Origin of the sequence: Nonomuraea sp. NPDC049784 (assembly GCF_040659615.1) — a bacterium.
GTDB lineage: Bacteria > Actinomycetota > Actinomycetes > Streptosporangiales > Streptosporangiaceae > Nonomuraea.
Window position 1 is genome coordinate 1 of the sequence record NZ_JBFAMX010000147.1, and the last position, 20,576, is coordinate 20,576.

At 67.2% G+C, this 20,576-nt stretch carries 13 protein-coding genes and 2 pseudogenes; 7 read left to right on the forward strand and 8 right to left on the reverse strand.

Annotated features, from left to right (window positions below):
• The 4 genes and pseudogenes from AB0J09_RS27400 to AB0J09_RS27415 all read right to left on the reverse strand — a co-directional run.
• A pseudogene (locus AB0J09_RS27400) lies at nt 1-286 on the reverse strand (N-acetyltransferase); the annotation flags it as partial.
• A 36-nt stretch (nt 287-322) separates the two neighbouring features.
• Nucleotides 323-781, reverse strand: a complete 459-nt coding sequence (locus AB0J09_RS27405) for a GNAT family N-acetyltransferase (protein WP_360696902.1) — start codon at nt 779-781, stop codon at nt 323-325.
• Nucleotides 782-795: 14 nt separating this feature from the next.
• Complete coding sequence (locus tag AB0J09_RS27410; RefSeq protein ID WP_360696905.1) at nt 796-2,325, reverse strand: MFS transporter; 1,530 nt, start codon at nt 2,323-2,325, stop codon at nt 796-798.
• Nucleotides 2,326-2,553: 228 nt separating this feature from the next.
• On the reverse strand, nt 2,554-5,277 hold the full coding sequence (locus tag AB0J09_RS27415) for an AAA family ATPase (RefSeq protein WP_360696908.1): 2,724 nt from the start codon (nt 5,275-5,277) through the stop codon (nt 2,554-2,556).
• A gap of 615 nt (nt 5,278-5,892) precedes the next feature.
• Here AB0J09_RS27415 and AB0J09_RS27420 point away from each other — a divergent pair.
• From AB0J09_RS27420 to AB0J09_RS27440, 5 genes are all read left to right on the forward strand, one after another.
• Complete coding sequence (locus tag AB0J09_RS27420) at nt 5,893-6,501, forward strand: hypothetical protein (protein WP_360696910.1); 609 nt, start codon at nt 5,893-5,895, stop codon at nt 6,499-6,501.
• 832 nt (nt 6,502-7,333) lie between these two features.
• Nucleotides 7,334-7,618 carry a hypothetical protein gene (locus tag AB0J09_RS27425; RefSeq protein WP_360696913.1) on the forward strand — a complete coding sequence of 95 codons (285 nt, stop codon included), beginning with the start codon at nt 7,334-7,336 and terminating at the stop codon, nt 7,616-7,618.
• Nucleotides 7,619-8,096: 478 nt separating this feature from the next.
• Nucleotides 8,097-8,534 (forward strand): DUF2690 domain-containing protein, encoded by a 438-nt coding sequence (locus AB0J09_RS27430; RefSeq protein WP_360696916.1) that lies wholly within the window; start codon nt 8,097-8,099, stop codon nt 8,532-8,534.
• Nucleotides 8,535-8,693: 159 nt separating this feature from the next.
• A complete protein-coding gene (locus AB0J09_RS27435) occupies nt 8,694-9,251 on the forward strand; it encodes a hypothetical protein (protein WP_360696919.1) in 558 nt (185 codons plus the stop codon).
• A gap of 209 nt (nt 9,252-9,460) precedes the next feature.
• The gene (locus AB0J09_RS27440; RefSeq protein ID WP_360696922.1) at nt 9,461-13,372 is read left to right on the forward strand and encodes a hypothetical protein; all 3,912 of its coding nucleotides are present in this window, start codon (nt 9,461-9,463) and stop codon (nt 13,370-13,372) included.
• A 622-nt stretch (nt 13,373-13,994) separates the two neighbouring features.
• Here the strand turns inward: AB0J09_RS27440 and AB0J09_RS27445 are convergent.
• The 4 genes from AB0J09_RS27445 to AB0J09_RS27460 all read right to left on the reverse strand — a co-directional run bounded on the left by AB0J09_RS27445 (nt 13,995) and on the right by AB0J09_RS27460 (nt 19,285).
• Nucleotides 13,995-14,363, reverse strand: a complete 369-nt coding sequence (locus AB0J09_RS27445) for a hypothetical protein (protein ID WP_360696925.1) — start codon at nt 14,361-14,363, stop codon at nt 13,995-13,997.
• A complete protein-coding gene (locus AB0J09_RS27450) occupies nt 14,360-14,704 on the reverse strand; it encodes a hypothetical protein (RefSeq protein ID WP_360696928.1) in 345 nt (114 codons plus the stop codon). Before AB0J09_RS27450 ends, AB0J09_RS27445 begins: the two co-directional genes overlap by 4 nt.
• A 1-nt stretch (nt 14,705) precedes the next feature.
• Nucleotides 14,706-16,070, reverse strand: coding sequence for an ankyrin repeat domain-containing protein (locus AB0J09_RS27455; RefSeq protein WP_360696931.1), 1,365 nt, complete (start codon nt 16,068-16,070; stop codon nt 14,706-14,708).
• Between the two features lie 452 nt (nt 16,071-16,522).
• Complete coding sequence (locus AB0J09_RS27460) at nt 16,523-19,285, reverse strand: tetratricopeptide repeat protein (protein WP_360696934.1); 2,763 nt, start codon at nt 19,283-19,285, stop codon at nt 16,523-16,525.
• Between the two features lie 311 nt (nt 19,286-19,596).
• Between AB0J09_RS27460 and AB0J09_RS27465 the strand changes: the two genes are divergently transcribed.
• Together AB0J09_RS27465 and AB0J09_RS27470 are read left to right on the forward strand one after the other, a co-directional pair.
• The gene (locus AB0J09_RS27465; RefSeq protein ID WP_360696937.1) at nt 19,597-19,854 is read left to right on the forward strand and encodes a hypothetical protein; all 258 of its coding nucleotides are present in this window, start codon (nt 19,597-19,599) and stop codon (nt 19,852-19,854) included.
• A gap of 2 nt (nt 19,855-19,856) precedes the next feature.
• A pseudogene (locus tag AB0J09_RS27470) lies at nt 19,857-20,105 on the forward strand (sigma factor); the annotation flags it as partial.
• Between the last annotated feature and the right edge of the window lie 471 nt (nt 20,106-20,576).

Here is a 20,576-nt window from a genome sequence, read left to right on the forward strand (position 1 = left end):
CCTCGGCGAGCAGCGCGGTCGCCACGTCGGTGCCGCGGTGGTCCCTGGCCACGTAGACCTGCTCGACCTCGTCCTCGACCACCATCACGAACCCGGCCACGACACCCTCGACGGTCGCCACGACCGTGTCCCCGACACGCTGGACGGCGCGCGACCCGAACGACTCCGGGGTCCGGACCGCTGCGAGTTCGTCAGGTACGTTCCCCCGGTGCCCGTCACCCCACCCGTCGTACCAGATCCTGGCGACCGCCTGCGCGTCTTCATGCCTCGCCGGACGTAGCTCCACGTTTCACTCCCCCGGCGTCATCGGTCAAGCGGTGCATCATGACTCCCCGGCGGCGCGGGACTCCACCGCCTGCCATCGACAGATCTTCTTGGAGACCAGGCTGGCCCCGATGCGCTGGTAGAACCGCTGTGCCGCCACATTTGTCTCGGCGACCTCCCAGCGGATCACCTTGCCGTGCGAGGCCTCGGAGACCGCTCGCATCAGCCGTTCCCCGATCCCGTGGCCGCGTTCTCCGGCGTAGACGTAAAGGTCGTCCAGCGCGAGATAATCGCTGCCCGACCACAAGCTGACCCTCTCGAGCCAGGACACGTAACCGATGGCCCGCCCATCCCTCTCTGCGATCAAATAGGTGATCTCGGGGCGCATGAGCAGCTCTTCCATGCGATCGATGCTCACGATGATCGCCGACCCCTGGTTCTGGTGCTCGGCGAGCTCACGCATCAAGCCATGAACGGTCGCGGCGTCATCGGCCGTCGCGCGACGGATCGACACCATGGTGAGTCCCTTTCTCAGCCGGTGGGCGGGATGTGGCGGAGCTGGCGGAGCGCGAGAATCGCCGCGCCGGCCGCGATGACCGCCGCGATGACGGCCGCCACGTTGAGTCCGCCGGCGAAGGCCTCACGCGCTGGGGCGAGCACCGCCGCAGCAAGCTCGCCCGGGAGCCCCCGTGCCGCCGAGACCGCGCCGTCGAGGCTGTCACGGCTGGCCGCGACAGCCTCTGGCGGCAGGCCGCCGGGCAGTTCGCCGCTGATCCGGGTGCGGTAGACGGCGGCGCCGATGCTGCCGATGATGGCGATGCCGAGCGAGATGCCCAGGTCGCTGCAGGTGGTGGCGAGCCCGGAGGCCGCGCCCGCCTTCTGCGGCGGCACCGAGCCCACGACGAGGTTGGTGGTCAGTGCCATCGACGGCGCGACTGCTGGATAGAGCACCATGAAGCCCGCGACCAGCAGCGGCAGTCCGCCGACTGCGCCGACCTGTGTGAGCATCAGGTAGCCGATCACCTGGACGGCCAGCCCGGCCGCGATGAGATACCCCGGCCGGACCCGCCGTACCAGGATGGGGGAAACCGTCGAGACCAACACCAACAGGGCCGCTCCCGGCAGCACCCACAGCCCTGCCTGCAGCGGGGACAGCCCCTCCACAAGCTGCAAGTACTGGGTGACCAGCAGGTACACGCCGCCGAGAGCGATCGCCGCCAGCAGGAAGACGCCCAGCGCGCCGCCGACCGCACGGTGGGCGAACAGCCGCACATCGAGCAGCGGCTCCGGCAGCCGCAGTTGGCGCAGCACGAACCACACGCCGAAACCCAGCCCGACCACCACGCTCACCAGCGCCGTCGCGAGCGTGCCGTCCTTGGCCAGCTCTTTGACACCGTAGACGATGGGCAACAGTGTCGCCAGGGACAGCGCCACGCTGAACAGATCGGGTCGGCCCACCGCCGGGTTGCGAGTGTCGGGCAGCAGCAGGAAGGCACCGATCGCCACCACCACCATGACCGGCACGGCGACCAGGAAGGCCGCCCGCCAGGAGAACGTGTCCAGCAGCGCCCCACCGAGCACGGGGCCGAGGCCGGTACCCACCGAGATGCCACCCGACCACACGCCGACGGCGACGCCCCGCTGCCGCGCGTCGGCGAAAGTGGCAAATATCAGGCCCAAGGTGGCAGGCATCTGAGTGGCGGCCGCAACGCCCAAGACGGCCCGCCACAGGATCAGCAGAGCGGGGTCGGAGGTGTTCGCGGCGGCCAGCGAGACCACGGCGAAGACGACCGCGCCGGCGATCAGCAATCGGCGATGACCGATCCTGTCTCCCAGCGTGCCCATGGTGACCAGCAGCCCCGCCATCAGGAAGCCGTAGATGTCGATGATCCACAAGGTCTGGGTGCTGGTCGGCCGCAGCTCCGCGGCCAGCTGGGGGATGGCCAGGAACAAGATGGTGAGCATCATGAACAACAACATGGCGGGCAGGACCAGCACCACCAGCCCTGACCATTGCCTGAGACCGGCGCGCCGGCCGTCGTCGATATCCGCGGATGACATGAGTGTCCTCCTCAGGTGAGTTGTGGGAGTGAGCCATCCGGCGCACTCCGGGGTTGACGATGGGCTCGGACGTGGGCACGCGTGTGCCCGGAACCTTCGCCCGGGCCACCACGCGGGAAAGGACGGGAGAGTTAGGGTTCGACCGACGTCGTCATGACCCGCGAGAAAAGTGACCTCGTCAACGTTAGGAAGGCCCAGGCGGCCGCCGAATCAGTGAAATCGCCGGTCTCAGGCCGGTCGCTCGGTGAGGACCAGCCGCATGAGCTCGGCCCGCGAGGTGATGCCGGCCTTTTGGAAGACCTTGCGCAGGTGGTAGTCCACGGTGCGCGGGCTGAGGAACAGCTGCGCGGCGATCTCCCGGTTGGTCAGACCCTCTCCGACGGCCAGCGTGATGCGCAGTTCCTGCGGGGTGAGCGTGCTCAGCGTCTCCGCTTCAGGCGTCCGGGTCCGGGCCGACTCCCCTGTGGCACGCAGCTCGCTCAGCGCGCGGTCGGCCCAGGCGAGCGCGCCGATGCGGCGGAAGGTCTCCGCTGCGGTGCGCAGGTGTTCTTGCGCCTCGGAGCGTCTCCGGTCACGCCGCAGCTGCTCGCCGAACAGCAGTTCCGTCCGGGCGTACTCCAGCGGAGCGAAGGACATGGCGTGCAGCCGCAGGCTTTCGGCGTAGTGGACGTCGGCGCCGCCGTCAGGGCGGACCAGCGCACGGCAGCGGGCTGTGAGGGCGCCCAGCTCCGGTGAGGCAATGCGTTCTGTCCACTGTGCGTAGCGGGCCGTGGCTACGGCGGCCTGATCCCGCTCGCCAGCGCGAACCAGGGCCTCGACGAGGTCGGGGACGATTCCCATGGCCAGGTCGGAGGGCGTGTCGGCGTCCCAGCCGCCGACCGCCTCGAAGTGCCGCGCGGCTTCGCGATGTCTGCCCGCGACCAGCTCGATGAGCCCGAGCGCCCGCCTGGCGTAGAACATGGCGTCGGCCAGGTCACGATCGCCCGCCTCGGCCAGCACGTCGGCGGCCAGCTCGCCGGCTTCCGCCCGGCCCCGGATGGCCGCGCACAGCGCGAGCAGCCCTCGGTTGCGGCAGGCCGTGTTCGGCTGGCCAACCTCGGCGGCGAACTGGCAGCCCTCCTCGGCATGGGCCTCGGCGAGCCCCAACCTGCCGCGCGAGATCTCATCAGCGGCCTGGTACTCGAGGTTCCAAGCGAGCGCGCCGAGTGAACCGCTGTTGCGTGCCAGCTGCCCGGCGTTGCGGTACAGGCGCCTGCTCAGCTCGTGGTCGCCGAGCGCCCGGATGATCGACCCTGCCAGGGTCATCGTGATCGGATCTGTGAGCGACTCGACCGCTGCGCTGTCGCGCACCACCGGTCCTGGATCGCGGCCCGTGCGTGCCCGACCGGCGCTCCGAAGGAGCAGCAGCACCGCATCCTCCGGGTTGTCCGACGCCGGCGTGATCTCGTCGAGCCAGCCGGCGAGGTCGGACCAGGCCTGCGGCCGGTTGGCGCGGACACCGAGGTTGCCATACATCGCGACGGTCGGGGTGAAGCGGCGCCGGTCGATCCGCAGCGCGCGTGGGATCCAGGGCTTGATGAGGTCCATCGCGTCCTCGGGGGAGCCGGCGAACTCGGCCACGACGGCTCGCATGACGGCCACGGAGATCCGGTCCGTCTCGTCCAGGGAGGGCTCGCGCTCGGCCCGGTCGAGCAGCTCGACAGCCGCAGCGGTGAACCCGCCCTGGGCGGCGGCGTGCGCGGCGGTCCACAACCGCCGTCCCCTACGCGGCCCGTCAACCGTGAGCTCGGCCGCCCGCGACAGCGCGGCCATGGCCGCGGCCGGGCCCCCACGCAGGGCCGCCTGTTCGGCCGAGTGCTCGAGCTGGTCGGCGGCGTGCTCGTCGTGCCCGACGGCGGCCTGCCCAAGATGCCAGGCACGGCGGTGTTGGTCGGCCGGGGCGTCGAAGGCCGCGGCGAGGGCACGGTGGATCGCGACGCGCCGGTTGCCCGTGGCGCTGTGGTAGACCGCGGATCGGATCAGCGGATGCCGGAACACCAGCCGCATCCCGTCGTAGGTCAGCAGCTCGTCGAGCTCGGCGCGGTGCAGCGGGTCGGTGGCGAGCCCCAGGGACGTGGCCGCCTTCTCGACGGTCTCGACGCTGCCCGCACCGTCGGCGGCGACCAGCTGGAGCAGCGGCAACGATTCGATGTGCCACGCTCGGATCCTGGCCAGGAACGACCGCTGCAGCTGATCGGACATGGCCGGCGGCTCCTGTGTCCCCTCCGGCGGGATCCTCCTTCCGGCAAGCTCGAGCAGGGCCAGGGGATTCCCCCCGGTGACGGCCAGCAGACGGTCCTGCTCCCCGTCGGTCAGTCGCCGCCCGCCCACGCGCTCGGCGAGCAGCGCCCTGGCCGCTTCGGGTTTGAGGCCCACAAGCGGGATGCCGCGCAGGTCGGGCAGGTCGGTGACGTGGCCCTCGTCGGCGCGCGCGGCCAGCACCAGCGCAATGGGCTCGTCACCCAGCCGGCGGGCGACGAACGCCATGGTCCTCAGCGTCGGCCGATCCGCCCAGTGCGCGTCGTCGATGACGCACAACACCGGCTTCTCGCCGGCCGTCAGGGACAGCAGCGACAGAGTCGACAGACCCACCAGGAACGGATCGGGTGGCGCACCATGCGTGCGTCCGAACAGAACGCGTAGGGCCTGCGCCTGCGGGCCTGGCAGCTCGTCGGCACGCCCGAGCACGGGGAACAGGAGCTGGTGCAGCGCCGCGTAAGCGAGATCGGCCTCCGGCTCGACGCCGACCGCGCGAAGCACCCGGAACCCCGCGGCCTGCTCCAAGGCGTGTGACAGCAGCGCGGTCTTCCCGATCCCGGGCTCACCGTGCAGTATCACCCCGCCACCGCGTCCCTCGACGGCGTGCCGCAGCAACGACTCGAGCAGCTCCCTCTCGTCGTCTCTCCCCAGCACACGCCGAGCATAGAAAGCACCAGCAGCTCTGACAAAGCGAGCGGAATCCCCGAGACCGGCGAGAACGCCACCTTCGTAAGACTCGCCGGTCGCTTCGACGATGGCGAGGCCGAGTGCCTTTCACTCGCCGTACACCGCGCTCTGCCGTTGCTACGGACGACCGCCTAGCCATCAGGGTCGCTGGTGACCTACGTCTCATCCCAATCGTCAGAACCGCCGAGCGTCTTAGGAAGTACGCGGAACACGCCAAGCTGAGGTCCTACGACATCTACCCAATGGTGACGGCGGTGGAGCGGCGTGCCAGCTTCCGGCACTTCCCGCGCCGGCGTACGCGCGCAGGCACCTGCCCGGTGTCCTCAATCTCACCGCGGCACGCCTGCGGTCGGCGCGCGAGTTGCTGCCGGACCTGAGTACACGATTCGCCGAGCTAACCCCGGTGTAAGGGGAATGTCCGGTCAATGTCCGGTCGCTGACCTGGTCGGGCATCCTGCCATGGCGAATACTCGGTGACTTCTGCACTGATAAGAGACACATGAGGCTGCCCACATGAGCTCCCCACCTCCTGTCGCCGTGCCGCGAGGGCGCCTGTGGGTCTGGTTCGGCGCCATCACGGGTGTGATCGTGCTGCCCTTTGCCATCGTCTGGCCGTTCGGCGGGCTCGAGGACGCATCGCACGCGCCGCCCCGTGTCGCACTCGGCCAGCCCGTGACGGGACATCGGCTGCAGTTTGTCATCCGCCGGACTATTGTCACCGCCAAGGACCCCCTGGCCACGTTCGGTGCGGGCACGCCGGGCCGGTATCTGGTCCTCGACCTGGACATCACCAATGTCAGCAAGCAGCCGAGCAGCCTGCCTGAGGCATATCTCGACGTACGGCCCAGGCTTGGTGTGCACGAGCTGACCACGTACGCCTATCGGCCGGTTCGGCAGCATATCGGATACCTTGATCCTGGGCGCCTTGTCGCACCATCGCACACCCAACCGGTCGCACGTTCCGCTGGGCGATTAATCAGTATGCGAGTGGTGCGAGGATCAGGACACGGACCGCGACGGTGCGCCTTTGCCATCTCACGCGCGTATCTCCACAACCCGTATTCTCAGCCACAGGAGATCGGCGGACCAGGTCAGGCAGCGGGCATATGCCGGGCATTCACCAGTGCCCTCGTCTTGGCGCGGATGTCTGAGGATGACGACCGGGAGGAAGGTATCCGTTCACGCCTGTGATTGATCAGGCGTTTTGTGGTGGCATCCAGGGGTTTCCGGACAGGGCGTCGCGGAAGGGCATCGAGTGGGTGGATGCCATGGTTGGGGGCGGTGCCGGGGTAGGAGCGGATCAGGCAGCAGCGGGCGGCGGTGCGCACGCTGCGCCAGCAGCCGCCGATCTTCATCTGCAGCTTGACCATACGCTGTGGCTGCTCGGCGGGGGTTGTTGGTGAAGGGCACGGCGAAGTCGACGGTGAAACGCCAGACCTGCCTGGCCCGGGGTATGCAGCCGTCGTGCCAGGGTGTAGCCGGGATGTCGCCCAGTGGGCAAGTCGCAGTGGGCGTTGGTGGCGATGCCCCAGGCCACCACCTGGTCATAGCACGTCGATCGGGGATGACGGCACGCGAACGCGGCCCCTGTTCTTGATCGACTGGCGTGGACAACCAACGATCATCGGGGGTCGCGTTGGTCATTCACGCCCCGGGGGTGCCCTCAACCATCCGGCCTCGTCGAGTCCACGTGTGTCCCACCCGCCGAGAACGCTTCGGCCCTGGGGGCGGGCCAGCTCAGGGTCGAGGCCGAAGTCGTCAAAGATAGGCCAACACCATCCTGGTGCGCTTGGACGCCCATCCGCCGGCTCGCCTCCAGGTCAGGCTATATAACCCTCGCCGTTGAAGGTCTCCATGAAGAGGTTGGCATATGACATGCCCGGCTATTGTCCGGTCAATGCCCTTGGATTTGTCGTCTCCCTATGGACAATTTAGGTGTCAAGTCAAGCCCATGCGCAAGGGGCGACCACGGAATCGCTGGGACGCATCAATTCTTCATGGGCGAGGAAGAGAAGGGAGAGTCGTGGCTAATAAGATCTTCGCAGCCATCGTACTGACGGTCGGACTCGGTTTCGCATTGGCGGGAACCGCCAATGCGACGACGCAAGCTGTCCTTACGAAACCGTCTGGCAGCGACGCCTCGGTCATGAATCTCTGGTATAAGCATAGCAGCTGGTCAAATCAGCGGGCCTGCGAACTCACCGGTCAGGACCTGCGCGCGCGCGGAGAAATCATAGATTATTATTGCAGTCATGTAGGCGTAGGTACCGGTTACGATTACTGGATCCTGTACGTCTACGTGGACTGACCTATCAGATGTAGTTCAAGGCGAGGCGTCCAGCGTCGGCGCACGGTAGCCGAACGGGGTCCCCGGCGGCCAGTTACTCCTCCAGCATGACGATGACCGGCTCCGACTCCCGCCCATATGCCCGGCATATGCCCGGTGCCTGACCCTTTCCCGCCGTGCTCCTGTCGCGCACCATGCGAGTGGGCGCTGATCGTTAGGGGCGAGAAAGGTCCGGAGTCAACAGACTGCTGAACTCAACTCTGCTCGAAAGAATGCTGAAGCACTAAGTCATGACGTGCAGCGGCTCGGGATTCGATCCCCCCATCCGCTGTCTTGACAACCCCCGGCGCAGCAAGGAGCAAGGAGATTTGCGATGCCGCACGTCAAGCGTTACGCCGCCACCCTGGGAGTGGTTCTTTCCATGTTCGCTCAAATCACCAATGGGAGGAATGGAATGCACCGAAGGCTCGCCACAATCGTTGGCACATTGGCCAGCGTCATGGTAATCCTGTTCGGCTTCGGCGCCCCTGCCCACGCGCAGGTGCAGACCGGCCCGGCCAAGGTCACGGCCACCTGCTACGGCAACACCTGCGCGGGCAAGGACCCCAACGCCACAGGATGCTCCGCCGACATGCAGAGCCCGGCCGCCTACCAGTACGTCGACTATGAGGGCAGTCACGATTTCCTGGTCCGGCTCTCCTACTCTCCGGCGTGCAATGCCAGCTGGACCGACATACACGAGATCAACAGCGGGGACTGCACTTTCAGCGGGGAGATCTGGCACGAAGGGATTACCCCGGCCGGCGTCAAATCCAGGACCGCGAGCGTCTTCGACGGATATTCGTGTGCCGTCTACACCGTGATGATGAGCAGGGTCGGAAAGTCCGTCCGGGCATGTTCCCACATGTCGAACACCTACTGCACGCGTTGGCTCTAGCCGACGATCCACCGGAGGAGTCGTCGCCCGAGCAGGTCGGGTGGCAACCGCTCATCCAACTCACCTGGACATCACGCCGCGACGAGCGGCACATGAAAGGCGGCTTTAATGTCAACAATTCGGCGGCGCTTGACTCCACCGGCGATCCTCGCGGCGGCCATGACCGTCGGCCTGACCCAGGCCGCATCGCCCCTGACCGCATCGCCCCTGACCGCATCGCACACGGCTGCGGTCGACCCTCCGGTGACCTCACCCCAGTTGACCGAACTCTACGAACTGGCCACCCCGATCGACGGCTACTACTACACCGCCAGCGCGGCCGAGCGGGACACGATGATCCGTGACCACGGATTCAGATTCGTGGGCCAGGTGTATTCCATTTCCCGGACGACTTTCCCCGGCAGCACGGGACTCCACCGCCTGCGCGCCGTCGACCGGGACGCCTACCTGCTGGCGCTGCCGGAGGAGGCGAACGCCCTGCAGGACGGCGGCGCGTTCGTGGACCAAGGCGTTGTCGGCTACGTCGACGAGGACCCGGATGTGTATTCTTCGAGGCTGTCCGTCGGTGGAAAACTCGCCGGCATTTTCCGGATCAGCAAGGCGGGCGTATGGCGCGTGGTCAACACGCGTTCGATGGATCAGCTCTGCTTTGAGCCCGGGGCCACGTGGACCCTCGACGGTCTGCTGGCCAGCGTCTGGACCACAGACGGAGCGTAAACGCACCTCATCTCACCTTTCAGTCAGGTACGGCGCTGACCATCCATGAAGGGGCGGCTCGAGAGCCGCCCCTTCAGCCAGCCATGCTCACAAGCCGGGTGCCACGCATTCGGCTGCCATGCATCAACCATCCGCCGGCAAAGGGGGACTGCCCTTTACCAAGCGCAGCAGAGCCGGCTCAGCCCTCCCCGCCGTTCAAAGGAGTAGTCGTGCGCTCCCGAAAATCGCTCGCCACAGTTTCCGCCGTCTTGACGTTATTACTGGCGCCGGTGCCCGCAGCCGCTCGGCCGGCACCGCCACCGCCTGAGACAGACCTGGCGGTCCCCGCCACGAAAACCGCCGCGCCCAAGAGCATCGATCCGGGCGAAAGAGAAGAGATCCTGGGCACCGGCTGGAAGAAGTTCTCCGATCGGGCCGTGACCACCGCCGGGGACGCCACCGGGTTCCATGTGCTGGTGGCCGATGCCAAGGACGGCTACCAGTGGCGGACGGCGGTTTCGCTGTCGGAGCCGGGGTTCGAGACCGACTCGTGGATCGGCAACATCTGCGTGACGGGCTCCGGGGATAGGGCGGTGGTCGTCTACGCACCGCGTACGTTCACCAACAAGAGCGAGTTGAACGAGCGTGGCGGGTTCACCGCGATCGTCGACCTGAATGGCGGCGCGGTGCGCAAGTTGCCCCTTCAGACCACGCTGGCCTACTTCAACCCCGGCTGCGGTTCATCGGAGTCTGCCATCCTCACACAGGACGGCACCGAGGACCGGGGCGCCACCCGCGTGTTCAAGCTCGACACCGTCACCGGCACGCTGGACAAGCCGATTCAAGTGCCCGGCCAGCTGACCTCGGCGGTGCCGGTCGCCGATGGGATCGTGGCCGCCGACTCGGGCGCGGTGGTCCGGGTGCACTCGGACGGCAAGCGCACCGTGGTGGCGCCGGCCAAGGGAGTGCCCTACCGGCTGGCCCCCGATGCCGATGGCGGCCTGGTCTTCGCCCAGATCGAGGACAAGCAGACGGCCTCGGTGCACCGCGTGGACCTGAAGAAGGGCAACACGGTCACCACGCTGGCCACCGGCGCGATCACGGATGTGAGCGTGCGCTCGGCCCGTGGCGGTCAGGTGTTCGTGACCGGCGCGAAAGCCTTGCGGAATCGTTCGACAGCGCCGAGCGTCGTGCTGGCCGGCGTGCCGCAGAACGCGACCGTGTCGATGTCCAGCGGGCTCTCCATCACCTCGGTGTTACGCTCGAAGACCAAGGACCCGAGGGTGCCACCCGCGGACCCAGCCGCACCGCAGCCGGTTGACATCACCGCCATGTCACTGGCGACCAACAAGACGTTCACCTTGTCGGTGACCCCGGGTGGCGGTGCCGAAGGTGGTTCGGAGCCGAGCCCGGCGCTGGGCCGGGGCTCGGTGGCGGCGGGCAATCCCAACGACCCGGCCGACGGTGATCAGCGGTACTGTTCGGTGGCCCGCAACGACCCGCGTAACCAGGCTATGCAGCCCAAGCCGCGGCAGGTGGAATGGGCTGCGGATCAGGCTGTCAGGGGCGTCCTGACGGTGCAGCGTCCGGCGAACTGGAAGAACCTCGGCATGCCTGCCTACAGCCCGCAGGGACTGTTTCCACCCCGGGCGCTGGACGGTGGTGGTTATGTTCCCGCGCAAGTGCTGCTGGGGATCGCGGCTCAGGAGTCCAACATGTGGCAGGCGGCGCGTTTCGCGGTGCCGGGGGTGACGGCGAATCCGCTGATCGGTAACTATTTCGGTATCGACTACTACAACGACGATGAGGGTGATGACTGGGCGATCCGCTGGCCCGAGGCCGACTGCGGGTACGGGGTCATGCAGGTCACCGACGGGATGCGCCTGGCCGGCAAGGAGAAGCCCGGTGAGACGGCGCTGCCCTACAACCAGCAGCGGGCGATCGCCCTGGACTTCGCCGCCAACGTCGCCAGGGGCCTGCAGATCCTGCAGGACAAGTGGAACGAGACCCGGCGCGCCGGGCTGATCGTCAACAACGGCACGTCGGACCGGATCGAGAACTGGTTCTACGCCGTGTGGGCCTACAACTCCGGCTTCTACCCCGACACCCACAACGGGTCGCCCTGGGGCGTGGGCTGGCTCAACAACCCGGTCAATCCGCGCTATCCCGCCGACCGCAACCCGTTCCTGGAGACGTCCTACGCCGACGCGGCGCAGCCGCAGAAGTGGCCGTACCCGGAGAAGGTGATGGGCTGGGCGGGTCACCCGATCGAGCTCATCGAGACCCCGGGCACCCTGGTTCACGGCTACCGGGCCGCGTGGTGGCTGACCGACGCCGACCGCGCGAACGTCCGCCCGCCGGTGCACCAGTTCTGCGATGAGAGCAACCAGTGCTACTGGCCCAACGGGCACTTCGACCCGAACGAGCCGGGCCTGGAGGACGAGCCGGCGGGCCCGTGCGCGCACCAGAACAGCGTCGGCCAGTACGACCTGAAATGCTGGTACCACCAGCGAGCCCAGTGGATCGACGACTGCCAGAGCACCTGCGGACGCGAACTGCTGCGCTTCGACCCCGGATACGACTACCAGGAGGACGCCACCAGCTATGCCCCCAACTGCGGCCTGGCCGGGCTGCCGTCCGGCGCCCTGATCGTCGACAACCTGCCCACCAGTGTCCCCTCGGTGAGGCCGAGCTGTTCTCCCGCCTACACCAGCGCCGGCTCGTTCCAGTTCGACTTCTTGGCTGACATATCCGGTAACTATCCGGGCAAGGTCGACGTGCACCAGATAGGCAGCGGGTTCGCGGGCCAGTTCTGGATGAGCAACACCATCCCGTCGAGCGCCGGTCGCAGGGCGCGTGGAACCTGGACGTTGAACCAGAGCGCCGGCTGGGCCCGCGTCCTAGTGCATCTGCCGGTCGTCGGGGCACGTACCCAGCAGGCCGCCTACGAGATCGATGTGAACGGCTCACGCACCTATGGCAGGAAGCGTTACCTGCCCCAGCAGATCGGTGCGAACGGGTGGGTCTCGCTGGGCGTGTACAACTTCAACGGCACCGTCCCCAGCGTCCGGCTCAGCAATATCACCAAGGACGGGAAGGGCACCGTGCGCATCGCCTGGGACGCGATCGCGGTGCAGAAGTTGCCTGGTAAACCCAAGCACATCGTCGCGGCCCTCGGCGACTCCTACAGCAGTGGCGAAGGCGCCGGAAACTATTTCCCCGCATCCGACGCCGACCACGGCACCGCCTACTGGAACGCCTGCCGCCGTAGCCGCGACTCCTACTCGCGCAAGGTGGTCCTGCCCGGCGACACCGAAAGCCTCGGCGCGCTTTCCGACCGTTTCGACGCCAATCACGAACTGGGCTTCGTGGCCTGCTCGGGAGCGAAAAGCGTGAACGCGGCCGGGTGGCGCGACCCTGACTCCTGGGACTCGCCGGACGCCTATGAGAAAGGCGAGGGGCAGTTCCACGAGATCGCGCAGATCGAATCGGGGGTGCTGGACGAGAACACCACCCTGGTAACGCTCACCCTGGGCGGCAACGACCCGCTGGGCGGTGACGCGACCGGCACCTTCTCCAAGGTCATCAACACCTGCATAGTCCCGGGCAAGCTCCCGGACTGCGCCGCGACCATCGAGGTGCAGAAAGCACGTGCCGGCGAGATGGCCGGCAACGTCACCAACGTGATCAAAGCAATCAGGGCCAAGGCGGTCAACGCCACGATCATGTTGCTCGGCTATCCCGAGCCGATCAGCACGGCGCACGAGTGCGCCGCCATGTCGAACCTGATCCCGCTGGACGAGGCCAGATCCGTGGCCGGTCTGGTGCAGGAACTGAGCCGCCGGCAGGAGACACTGACCGAGACACTGCGCACCACGGGAATCCCCGTGTTCTTCGCCAGGCCGGATATGGAGTTCTACCAGACGGTCATCTGCGACAATCCCAGCTACATCAACGCGCTCGTGACCGGGCCCAAGGGAGAGGGCGACTTCCACCAAGGAGATGAGCCGAGCCCGTTGTGCATCTGGGAGAGCAACCTGTGCATCAGCCGGGAATCGTTCCATCCCAAGTCGGACGGCACCTCCGCGTACGCCCGCGTGCTGCGAACGACCCTGGACAATATCGGCTACGCCCGGCCATAGGCGATCAGCCTACGGCTTGACAATCGGCCACTGATATCCACGCCCGGGCGCCATGAAGGCGCCCCGGCGGGAGAACCGCAGTTCGCGTATGTATGCGTTAACCAGAAGAACCCTTTCGAAAATGCGCCCCTCCACTGGGAAGCATGGGCGACGTTGAGCGTGTCCTCGGCGATCAGAATCCGGATCATCCAATCCTCCCCGAGCTACCACGGCGACCCGGCGCAGTCGCCGTACGTGGCCCGATCCGGTGCCATCGCCTCAGATATGGCCCGACGATATCGCGAGAAGACCGGTGCAGAATGCACGTCCGGGCCGGTGCGATTTCGGCGGCGATCTCGTGCTCCCGGCACTGGTCGCGTCCGCCCAGCTCAGACCACACTCGACGGCAGAGACAGACCCACGCCAGACGCTCTTTCGATTCGTCTGGTCAGGTGCCCAGTACGCCCATCGAAATTGTCATGAGCCAAACCTTCACCGACGCGGCAACATCAGCAATGTCCGCCAAATGTCCGGTGATTGCCCTTGCCCAAAGTCCGCCAATCGAACACCATTCGGTGGCGCTTATTCGCGCACGTTGGAAAGAAATGATCATGCGAGGCGAAACGAGGAATGGGGCAACCCGTCAGCCGGGCGCTGACCAGCGTCCGATCTCTTCTTGTTCCCGGAGGAGCCCGCGATGACCGTTCACGAGGCACGCACGGGCGGCAAGATCCGCAAGGTCGGCCGTTTCATCTGGCACTACATCGAGATGGTCATCGCGATGAGCCTCGGCATGCTGCTGCTCGGCATGTTGTGGGACGCGGCACTGCCCGAGATCACCCGTATCGACGTCCAGACCCTGCTCATGGCCGCCGACATGACCATCGGCATGGCCCTCTGGATGGCCGTGCGCCGCCACAGCGGGGCGGCCATCGGTGAGATGAGCCTGGCGATGGTCGCGCCCTTCCTCATCCTGCTCGTCCCGTACTGGCTCGGCATTCTCGAGGGTCACCTGGTCATGATGATCGGGCACGTGGCGATGTACGTCCTCATGGCGATGGCCATGCTGAGGCGGCACGACGAGTACGTCCACCACCACCGCTTCGTCATCCGGTGGAAATGGGTCAGGACGACGGCCGTCGTGCTGGTCGCGCTGCTGATCCCGGGCGGGGTCTCCGCGGTCAGCACGATCGGCAGGTTCGGCGACATGTACCGGGCGCGCCCGGACGCCGTCACGGTACGGCCCGCGGCGAAGACCCATGACCCGGCCAAGCCGCCGGCCTTGGAGTCGGTGAAGTCGAAGTCGACGTACGGGTTGATCGCGACTTGGGCAGCCCGGACCCGCAGGAGCAACTCAGCGCGATCGAGACTCGATCAGATCGTGGAGCTGCTGAGTCACGGGATCGTGCGGGTGAGCGGCGTGGGATATGTGCAGCCAGCCGTCGGCGTCGGTTTGGAGGAGATCGTCGCGGATGGATGGGTCGGCACCGCGCTCCAGGAGCAGGCGGATCACGTGGAGACGACCGCCCGGGATTGCCCAGTGCAGGCCGGTCCGCCCGAGGTAGGGCGCGACGTCGGGATGGACGCCGCGGTCGAGGAACCAGCGCACGACCTGGATCCGGCCGTGCTGGCAGGCGTGGACGAACGCCTCTGCCACGATCTCCTCCGGATCATCGATCGGCGGCAGCCGAGACGGAAAGCCTGCGCCGGTGTCGGCGAGGTCAGGGCGCGCCGACGCGGCGTCCGGCCGGAGGCTGCCGTCCGCGTCGAAACAGGCCCGCACCAGATCCAGCCGGCCGCAGGCGGCATATGTCCAGAGCGCCTGCGGGACGATTCCGTGCTCGGCGAGCAGGTCGACGACTTCCGTGTTGTCGTGGTAGATGGCGTTCTCCAGCGGGGTGATGCCCCATTTCCGGATGCCGGGGTCGGCGCCGGCGTCGAGCAGCAGACACACGTATTCGACCCGGTTGAAGCGGGCAGCGCTGGTGAGCGGGAGATCCAGGTTGGTGGCCTTGCCGAGCAGGACATCGACTGCGGCGCGTGGCACGCCGAGTTCCTTCTCGAGCCGGACACCGGGGATCGTCTCGGGGCGCGCGAGCATGTACAGCAGGGTGTCGGCCTGCTCGGCGGTCAGACCGGCCAGCCGGTCGGTGTCGCCGGCCAGCAGGGCTTCGGCCTCGCGGTGCAGCTGCCGCCGCTTCTCCCGACGTTCGTCGAGATCGCGCCGGGATTTCTCGGTGAACGACACGAGCTCCTGCCAGGTCGGGAAGCCGAGCTCCCGCGCGATGATCAGCCGCGCGTCCCGAAGCTCGGCGGTCGCGGCGGAGGTCGCGGTGGCGTGCCGGGGCACGTAGGCCCGCAACCGTTGCAGCGCGCCGGGATCGTCCCGGCGCAACTCGACGAGGAGGGCGTCGGCCATCGAGGCGTAGATGCCCGGCCTGATCCCCATGAGGCGGGAGACCGGCCGGTCCCCGGTGGTGCTGCGGCTGTCGACGTGGGCGCGAAACTCGGCCCAGGTCCGGAATCCGTGTTCCTGAGCGAGCACGAACTGGGCATCGCTGAGCAAGAACCGCTCGGCGGATCGATCGCCCAGCACGTCGGCAACCTGGGCTTCGGCTGCCGCATCGCCCGCCGCGTACGCGTGATGCAGGTGCTTGGCCTGCTTGCGGTAGTACTCCAGGTTCGGATGGGCCGGCAGCTCGAAATGACGATCGGACATCGCAACCTCCTTCGTCGCCGAGGTCCGCTTGCCCGGCTGGAAAGAGGTTGGTCTTGTCCAGTGCGTTGACGTGCTGCTCGAGGTGGGAAAATCCCTGCCCGCGGACTGGCAGCGCCCTCGCACGCTCCTTTCAGATTAGTGATCGGCTCTGCGTGAAGGCAACCGTTAGGAAGCGTCGAAGAGTTTCCGGGGTAGGAGAATCCGACGGCCCCTGGAAGGAGGAGTTCCAGAGCCCGCGCTCTTGCTGCTCCAGCAGTACGGCAGGCCTCGGCGTCGAGACGTGCCGTGCGCCCTCAACTGTGTCAGGGCGTGTATTGGAAGTGGATCTCGTGCATAGGGTGTTGGCATGTCGCTGAGCCGCATGGTCGTCTCGTCCGACATGCGCACTCTAGACTGATGAACCGGCGGAACGGCAGGATCATTGACGCCGGAAGCTGCGGCCAGCAGATGGTTCAGGTGCCCAACAGCCTGCGGATTTCGTTGGCCTCGGGGCTGCCGATGTCGGTGAACAGCTCTAGAGCTTCCTGCCAGCGATGTATGGCCGTCTGGAGATCGTCGGTATCGCGGAGCGTACAGCCCAGCACCTGCAGAGCGCGGGCGGCCCCGAAGCGATGGCCGGTCTGCCGGTGCAGTTCTAGAGCCTGTTGGGCGTGCGTGAGCGCCTGGTTGTAGTCGTCAAGCCGGTGGTAGGCGGTCGCTAGCGTGGTGTGGGCGTTCCCCTGGAGGAGGCGCAATTCGGCCGGGGCGGCGATGCCCAGCGCGTGGTGGGCGTGGTCAAGGGCTTGGTGGGGTTGGTCGAGGGTGAGGCAGACGTCCGCCAGCCCCAGCCGTGCGCCGGCCTGGAGGAACATGCGGCCGGCGATCTGCTCTGCCAGCTTGAGAGCCTGCCGATACTGGTCACCAGCGTTCTGAGTGTGGCCGAGGTGCAGGTGAATGCTGGCCAGGATGATACAGGCCTTGGCCTCACTGGAGGGGTCGCCGATCTCGCCAGCCAGCCGCAGCGCGTCCTGCGCCTCGGCCAGCGCCTCCTGAGTGTGGCCGGCGTCACGGTCCGCCAGAGCGATGCAGCGTAGGAAGTAGGCTCGGGAGAACCGGCTGCCCAACTCCTGATGAACCCGCAGAGCGCTGGTGAGGTGCTGGCGGGCCGTCTCCAGACGGCCCAGGTCGTGGTCGATCTCGCCCAGGGTTCCCAGCGCGGTCGCCTCCCCGGCGCGTGAACCGATCTGCCGGTACAGCCTGAGCGCCTCGGTATGGTGCGCGACGGCCTCGTGTAACCGGCCCAGTTCCCGCTCCGCCAAGCCGAGGTCGAGCAGGCTGTCGGCCTGACCACCCAGGCGGCCGCTGTGACGGTACAACTTCAGGGCCTGGGTCAGGTCGTCGGCGGACTGGCGAAAGTCGCCTGACAACATCATCACTACCCCACGGCAGCCCAGAGCGGCGGCCTGGCCGGTGGTCCAGCCGATCTGGCGGGCCAGGGTGAGGGCGGTAGCAACATGTTGGCGGGCCGGCTGGAGGCGGCCGGCGGCCCGGTTGGCGAGGCAGAGACTGAGGTGGCTGGAGACCTGGGCTCGCACGTCGCCGGCGACGGTGGCGGCGTCGAGGCCGGCCTGCGCGACCAGCAGCCATTCCACCATGGGACGCCGCTGCCAGAAATACTCACGCAGTGTGTCGGCCACCCGCCAAGCGGCCGGATGGGGACCGTGGTCGGCGGCATACAGGGTGGTGGCGACCAGGTTGGCCAGCTCGGACTCGAGCCACGCCGCCGACTCTGAAGTGTCGATGAACGCTGGAGGGGAGGGGGCGCTGGCTGCCGATGGAGGGAGGAGGCCTGAAGTCCCTGGGTGCAGCAACTCTGCGGCGGCGTCGACCCTGCCCACATACCACTCCAGCAGCCGCTCCAGGGCCGCGTGGCACTGTCCCTGGCCTTCGTGCAGGTGCGCGCGCTGGCGCGCGTACACCCTCAGCAGGTCGTGCAGGCCATATCGATCCCGGCCGCGTGGCTGCACCAAGTGTGCGTCCACCAATTTGCCCAGCGCTCGTCTCGCGTCCTCCACTTCGAGGTTTGCCAGCGCCGCAGCGCCCGTCACGCTGATCTCTGGCCCTGGGACCAGTCCCAGAAGCCGATACAGTCTCTGGCGGTCAGGGGCCAGGCGGTGATAGGAGTGGTCGAAGGTGAGCCGGACGGCGGCTTGTGGATCATGGGCGACTGTCAGGCCGTCAAGCCGATCCCCGGTTTGCAGCTCCACCAGGTACTCGCCGATCGACTTCTCTGGGCGGCCGATGAGGTTGGCCGCCGCGATCCGCAATGCCAGGGGCAGATGGCCGCACGCCTGTGCCAGCGCTGTTACGGCCTCAGGCTCGGCCGCCACTCGCTCCCGTCCGATGAGCTGCGTCAGCAACACCACAGCCTCGTCAGGGTCCAGCACATCCAGGGTCAGCTGGTAGGCGCCCTGGGTGGCCACCAGCCCGGTCAGCCGGTCCCGGCTGGTGACCACCACCATGCACCCCGGACTGCCCGGCAGCAGCGGGCGAACCTGGCCGGCGCTATGGGCATTGTCCAGCACCACAAACACGCGCTTGCCGGCCAGCAGCGATCGGTACAGCCCGGCAGCCTCCTCCAGCTCCACCGGAATCTGCTCGGCCATGACCCCTAAAGCGCGCAGCAGCATGGCCAACGCCTGCATCGGGGAAAGCGGTGGCCCTGACGAATACCCCTGGAGGTTGACGTACAACTGCCCGTCAGGAAACTGGTCGGCCACCCTGTGCGCCCAATGCACCGCCAGCGCGGTCTTGCCCACTCCCCCCATCCCATCAACGGCCGTAATCACCACCGTGCCCGCAGTGCGGATCTCGTCCGCGAAGGCCAGTTCCCGCGCCCGGCCCACGAACGCCGCCACGTCAGCAGGCAACTGCCGCGGCACCGCCCGCACTGGCATCGGACGTTCTGGACCCGGGCTGGCCGCATGAGTCAAAAGCGAGAGTTCCTCGGCATCCAGGCCCAGTGCCTTGGCCACGGAGCGCAACGATGAGCTGCGCGGTCGTCGCAACTCACCCGTCTCCAACCGGCGCACGGTCCGCACATTCAGGCCCGCCCGCGCCGCCAACTGTTCCTGAGTCAGCAGCGCCCGCTCACGCCAGGTGCGTACCAACGCGCCAAATGCCGCCTCCTGCGCCGGAGGGTCCACCTGACTAGAGTCGCGTGCCACCGATGGCATGAAAGACACCTCCTACGTGCATGCCCAGACCAGGTAAAGGCTATGCCACAAGACCCTCAACAACAGCAGTTAAACCGTCAAGACCACTGCGTATGGGGCTTCCCGATACTTCTCGCTGCCGGTATCTGTTAAACCGTTTGAGACGTTTCAGGCGACTTATTCTGTATCGAAGCTGGTTTTCTCCTTGGCGGATTCGTTGATCAAGACGGCCTTCGGCAGGCTCGGCGGGGTGGGCTTGCGGCGGAATCGGCCGGGGTTGGCGGCGTAGGCGCGTGGAGTGCGGAAACCCGGATGTGGCCTCTGGCCAGCCGTTGATCTGGACACGCACCCACAATGGGCTCATTGACACTGGCCCGCGGCCCAGCTGGACGTGCACGCCGTGCTGGAGTGGTTGTGGGACACCACGGCCGGACCGGCACTGGACCGGCTCGGAGTACATCGCCAGCTTCTACCTGCTGGACTGCGAGAGCGAGGAACGGGCGCACGAGATCGCGGCGGACATGCCCTGGGCTGACCTCGAGCCGGTCGAGGTGTGGCCGATCCTGCACGAGTCCGCAGCCGACCTGTGACTCTGGATCGGGGCGCCGAGGACCTGTTGCGCGAGCTGGCGCCGCAGGTCCTCGGCGCGCTGGTCCGCCGCTACAGGCAGTTCGACGCGTGTGAGGACGCCACCCAGGAGGCCCTGCTACGGGCCGCGATCCGGTGGCCTGCCGAGGGGGTTCCGGACAATCCCCGGGGTTGGCTGGTCACCGTCGCCGCCCACCGCCTGCTGGATGAGTTCCGCAGCGACCAGTCGCGGCGAAGGCGAGAAGATGCCGTCATGGCTGCGACCCCCCGACGTCGTACCGCATACAACGTAGACCGGCCCTGTCGCGCCGGCGCAGGCCAGCGGCCTGTACCACCCCGGCTGTCCCACTCGTTCGATCCCCGTCACGAACCATGATCATCCTGGTACCGGTCCCCATCCACAACCCCGGCCGACCTCACGACCGAACCGTCAGAGAACGGCGGAACGTCTACGTGCCGGAACGTCCGCTCATCGGCACGTCCGGGCGCCGACTCGATCCGCTCACCATGACACCCCATAGCGCGCGGTCGGCGGCAGAAGCGGTCATTCGAGGACGTCACGTCGCGTGGGTTGCCTCGGGTCATGAGACCCGGCTGCGCGATCAGACCGCAGAGGCGGCGCGCGCCCTTTCTTCGTCGGAGGGTTAGGGCAGGATGTGGCCATGACTGTGACAGCTCGCCTGGACCTCGCCATATTCGACGCGGCGGACATCGAAAAAGTCGG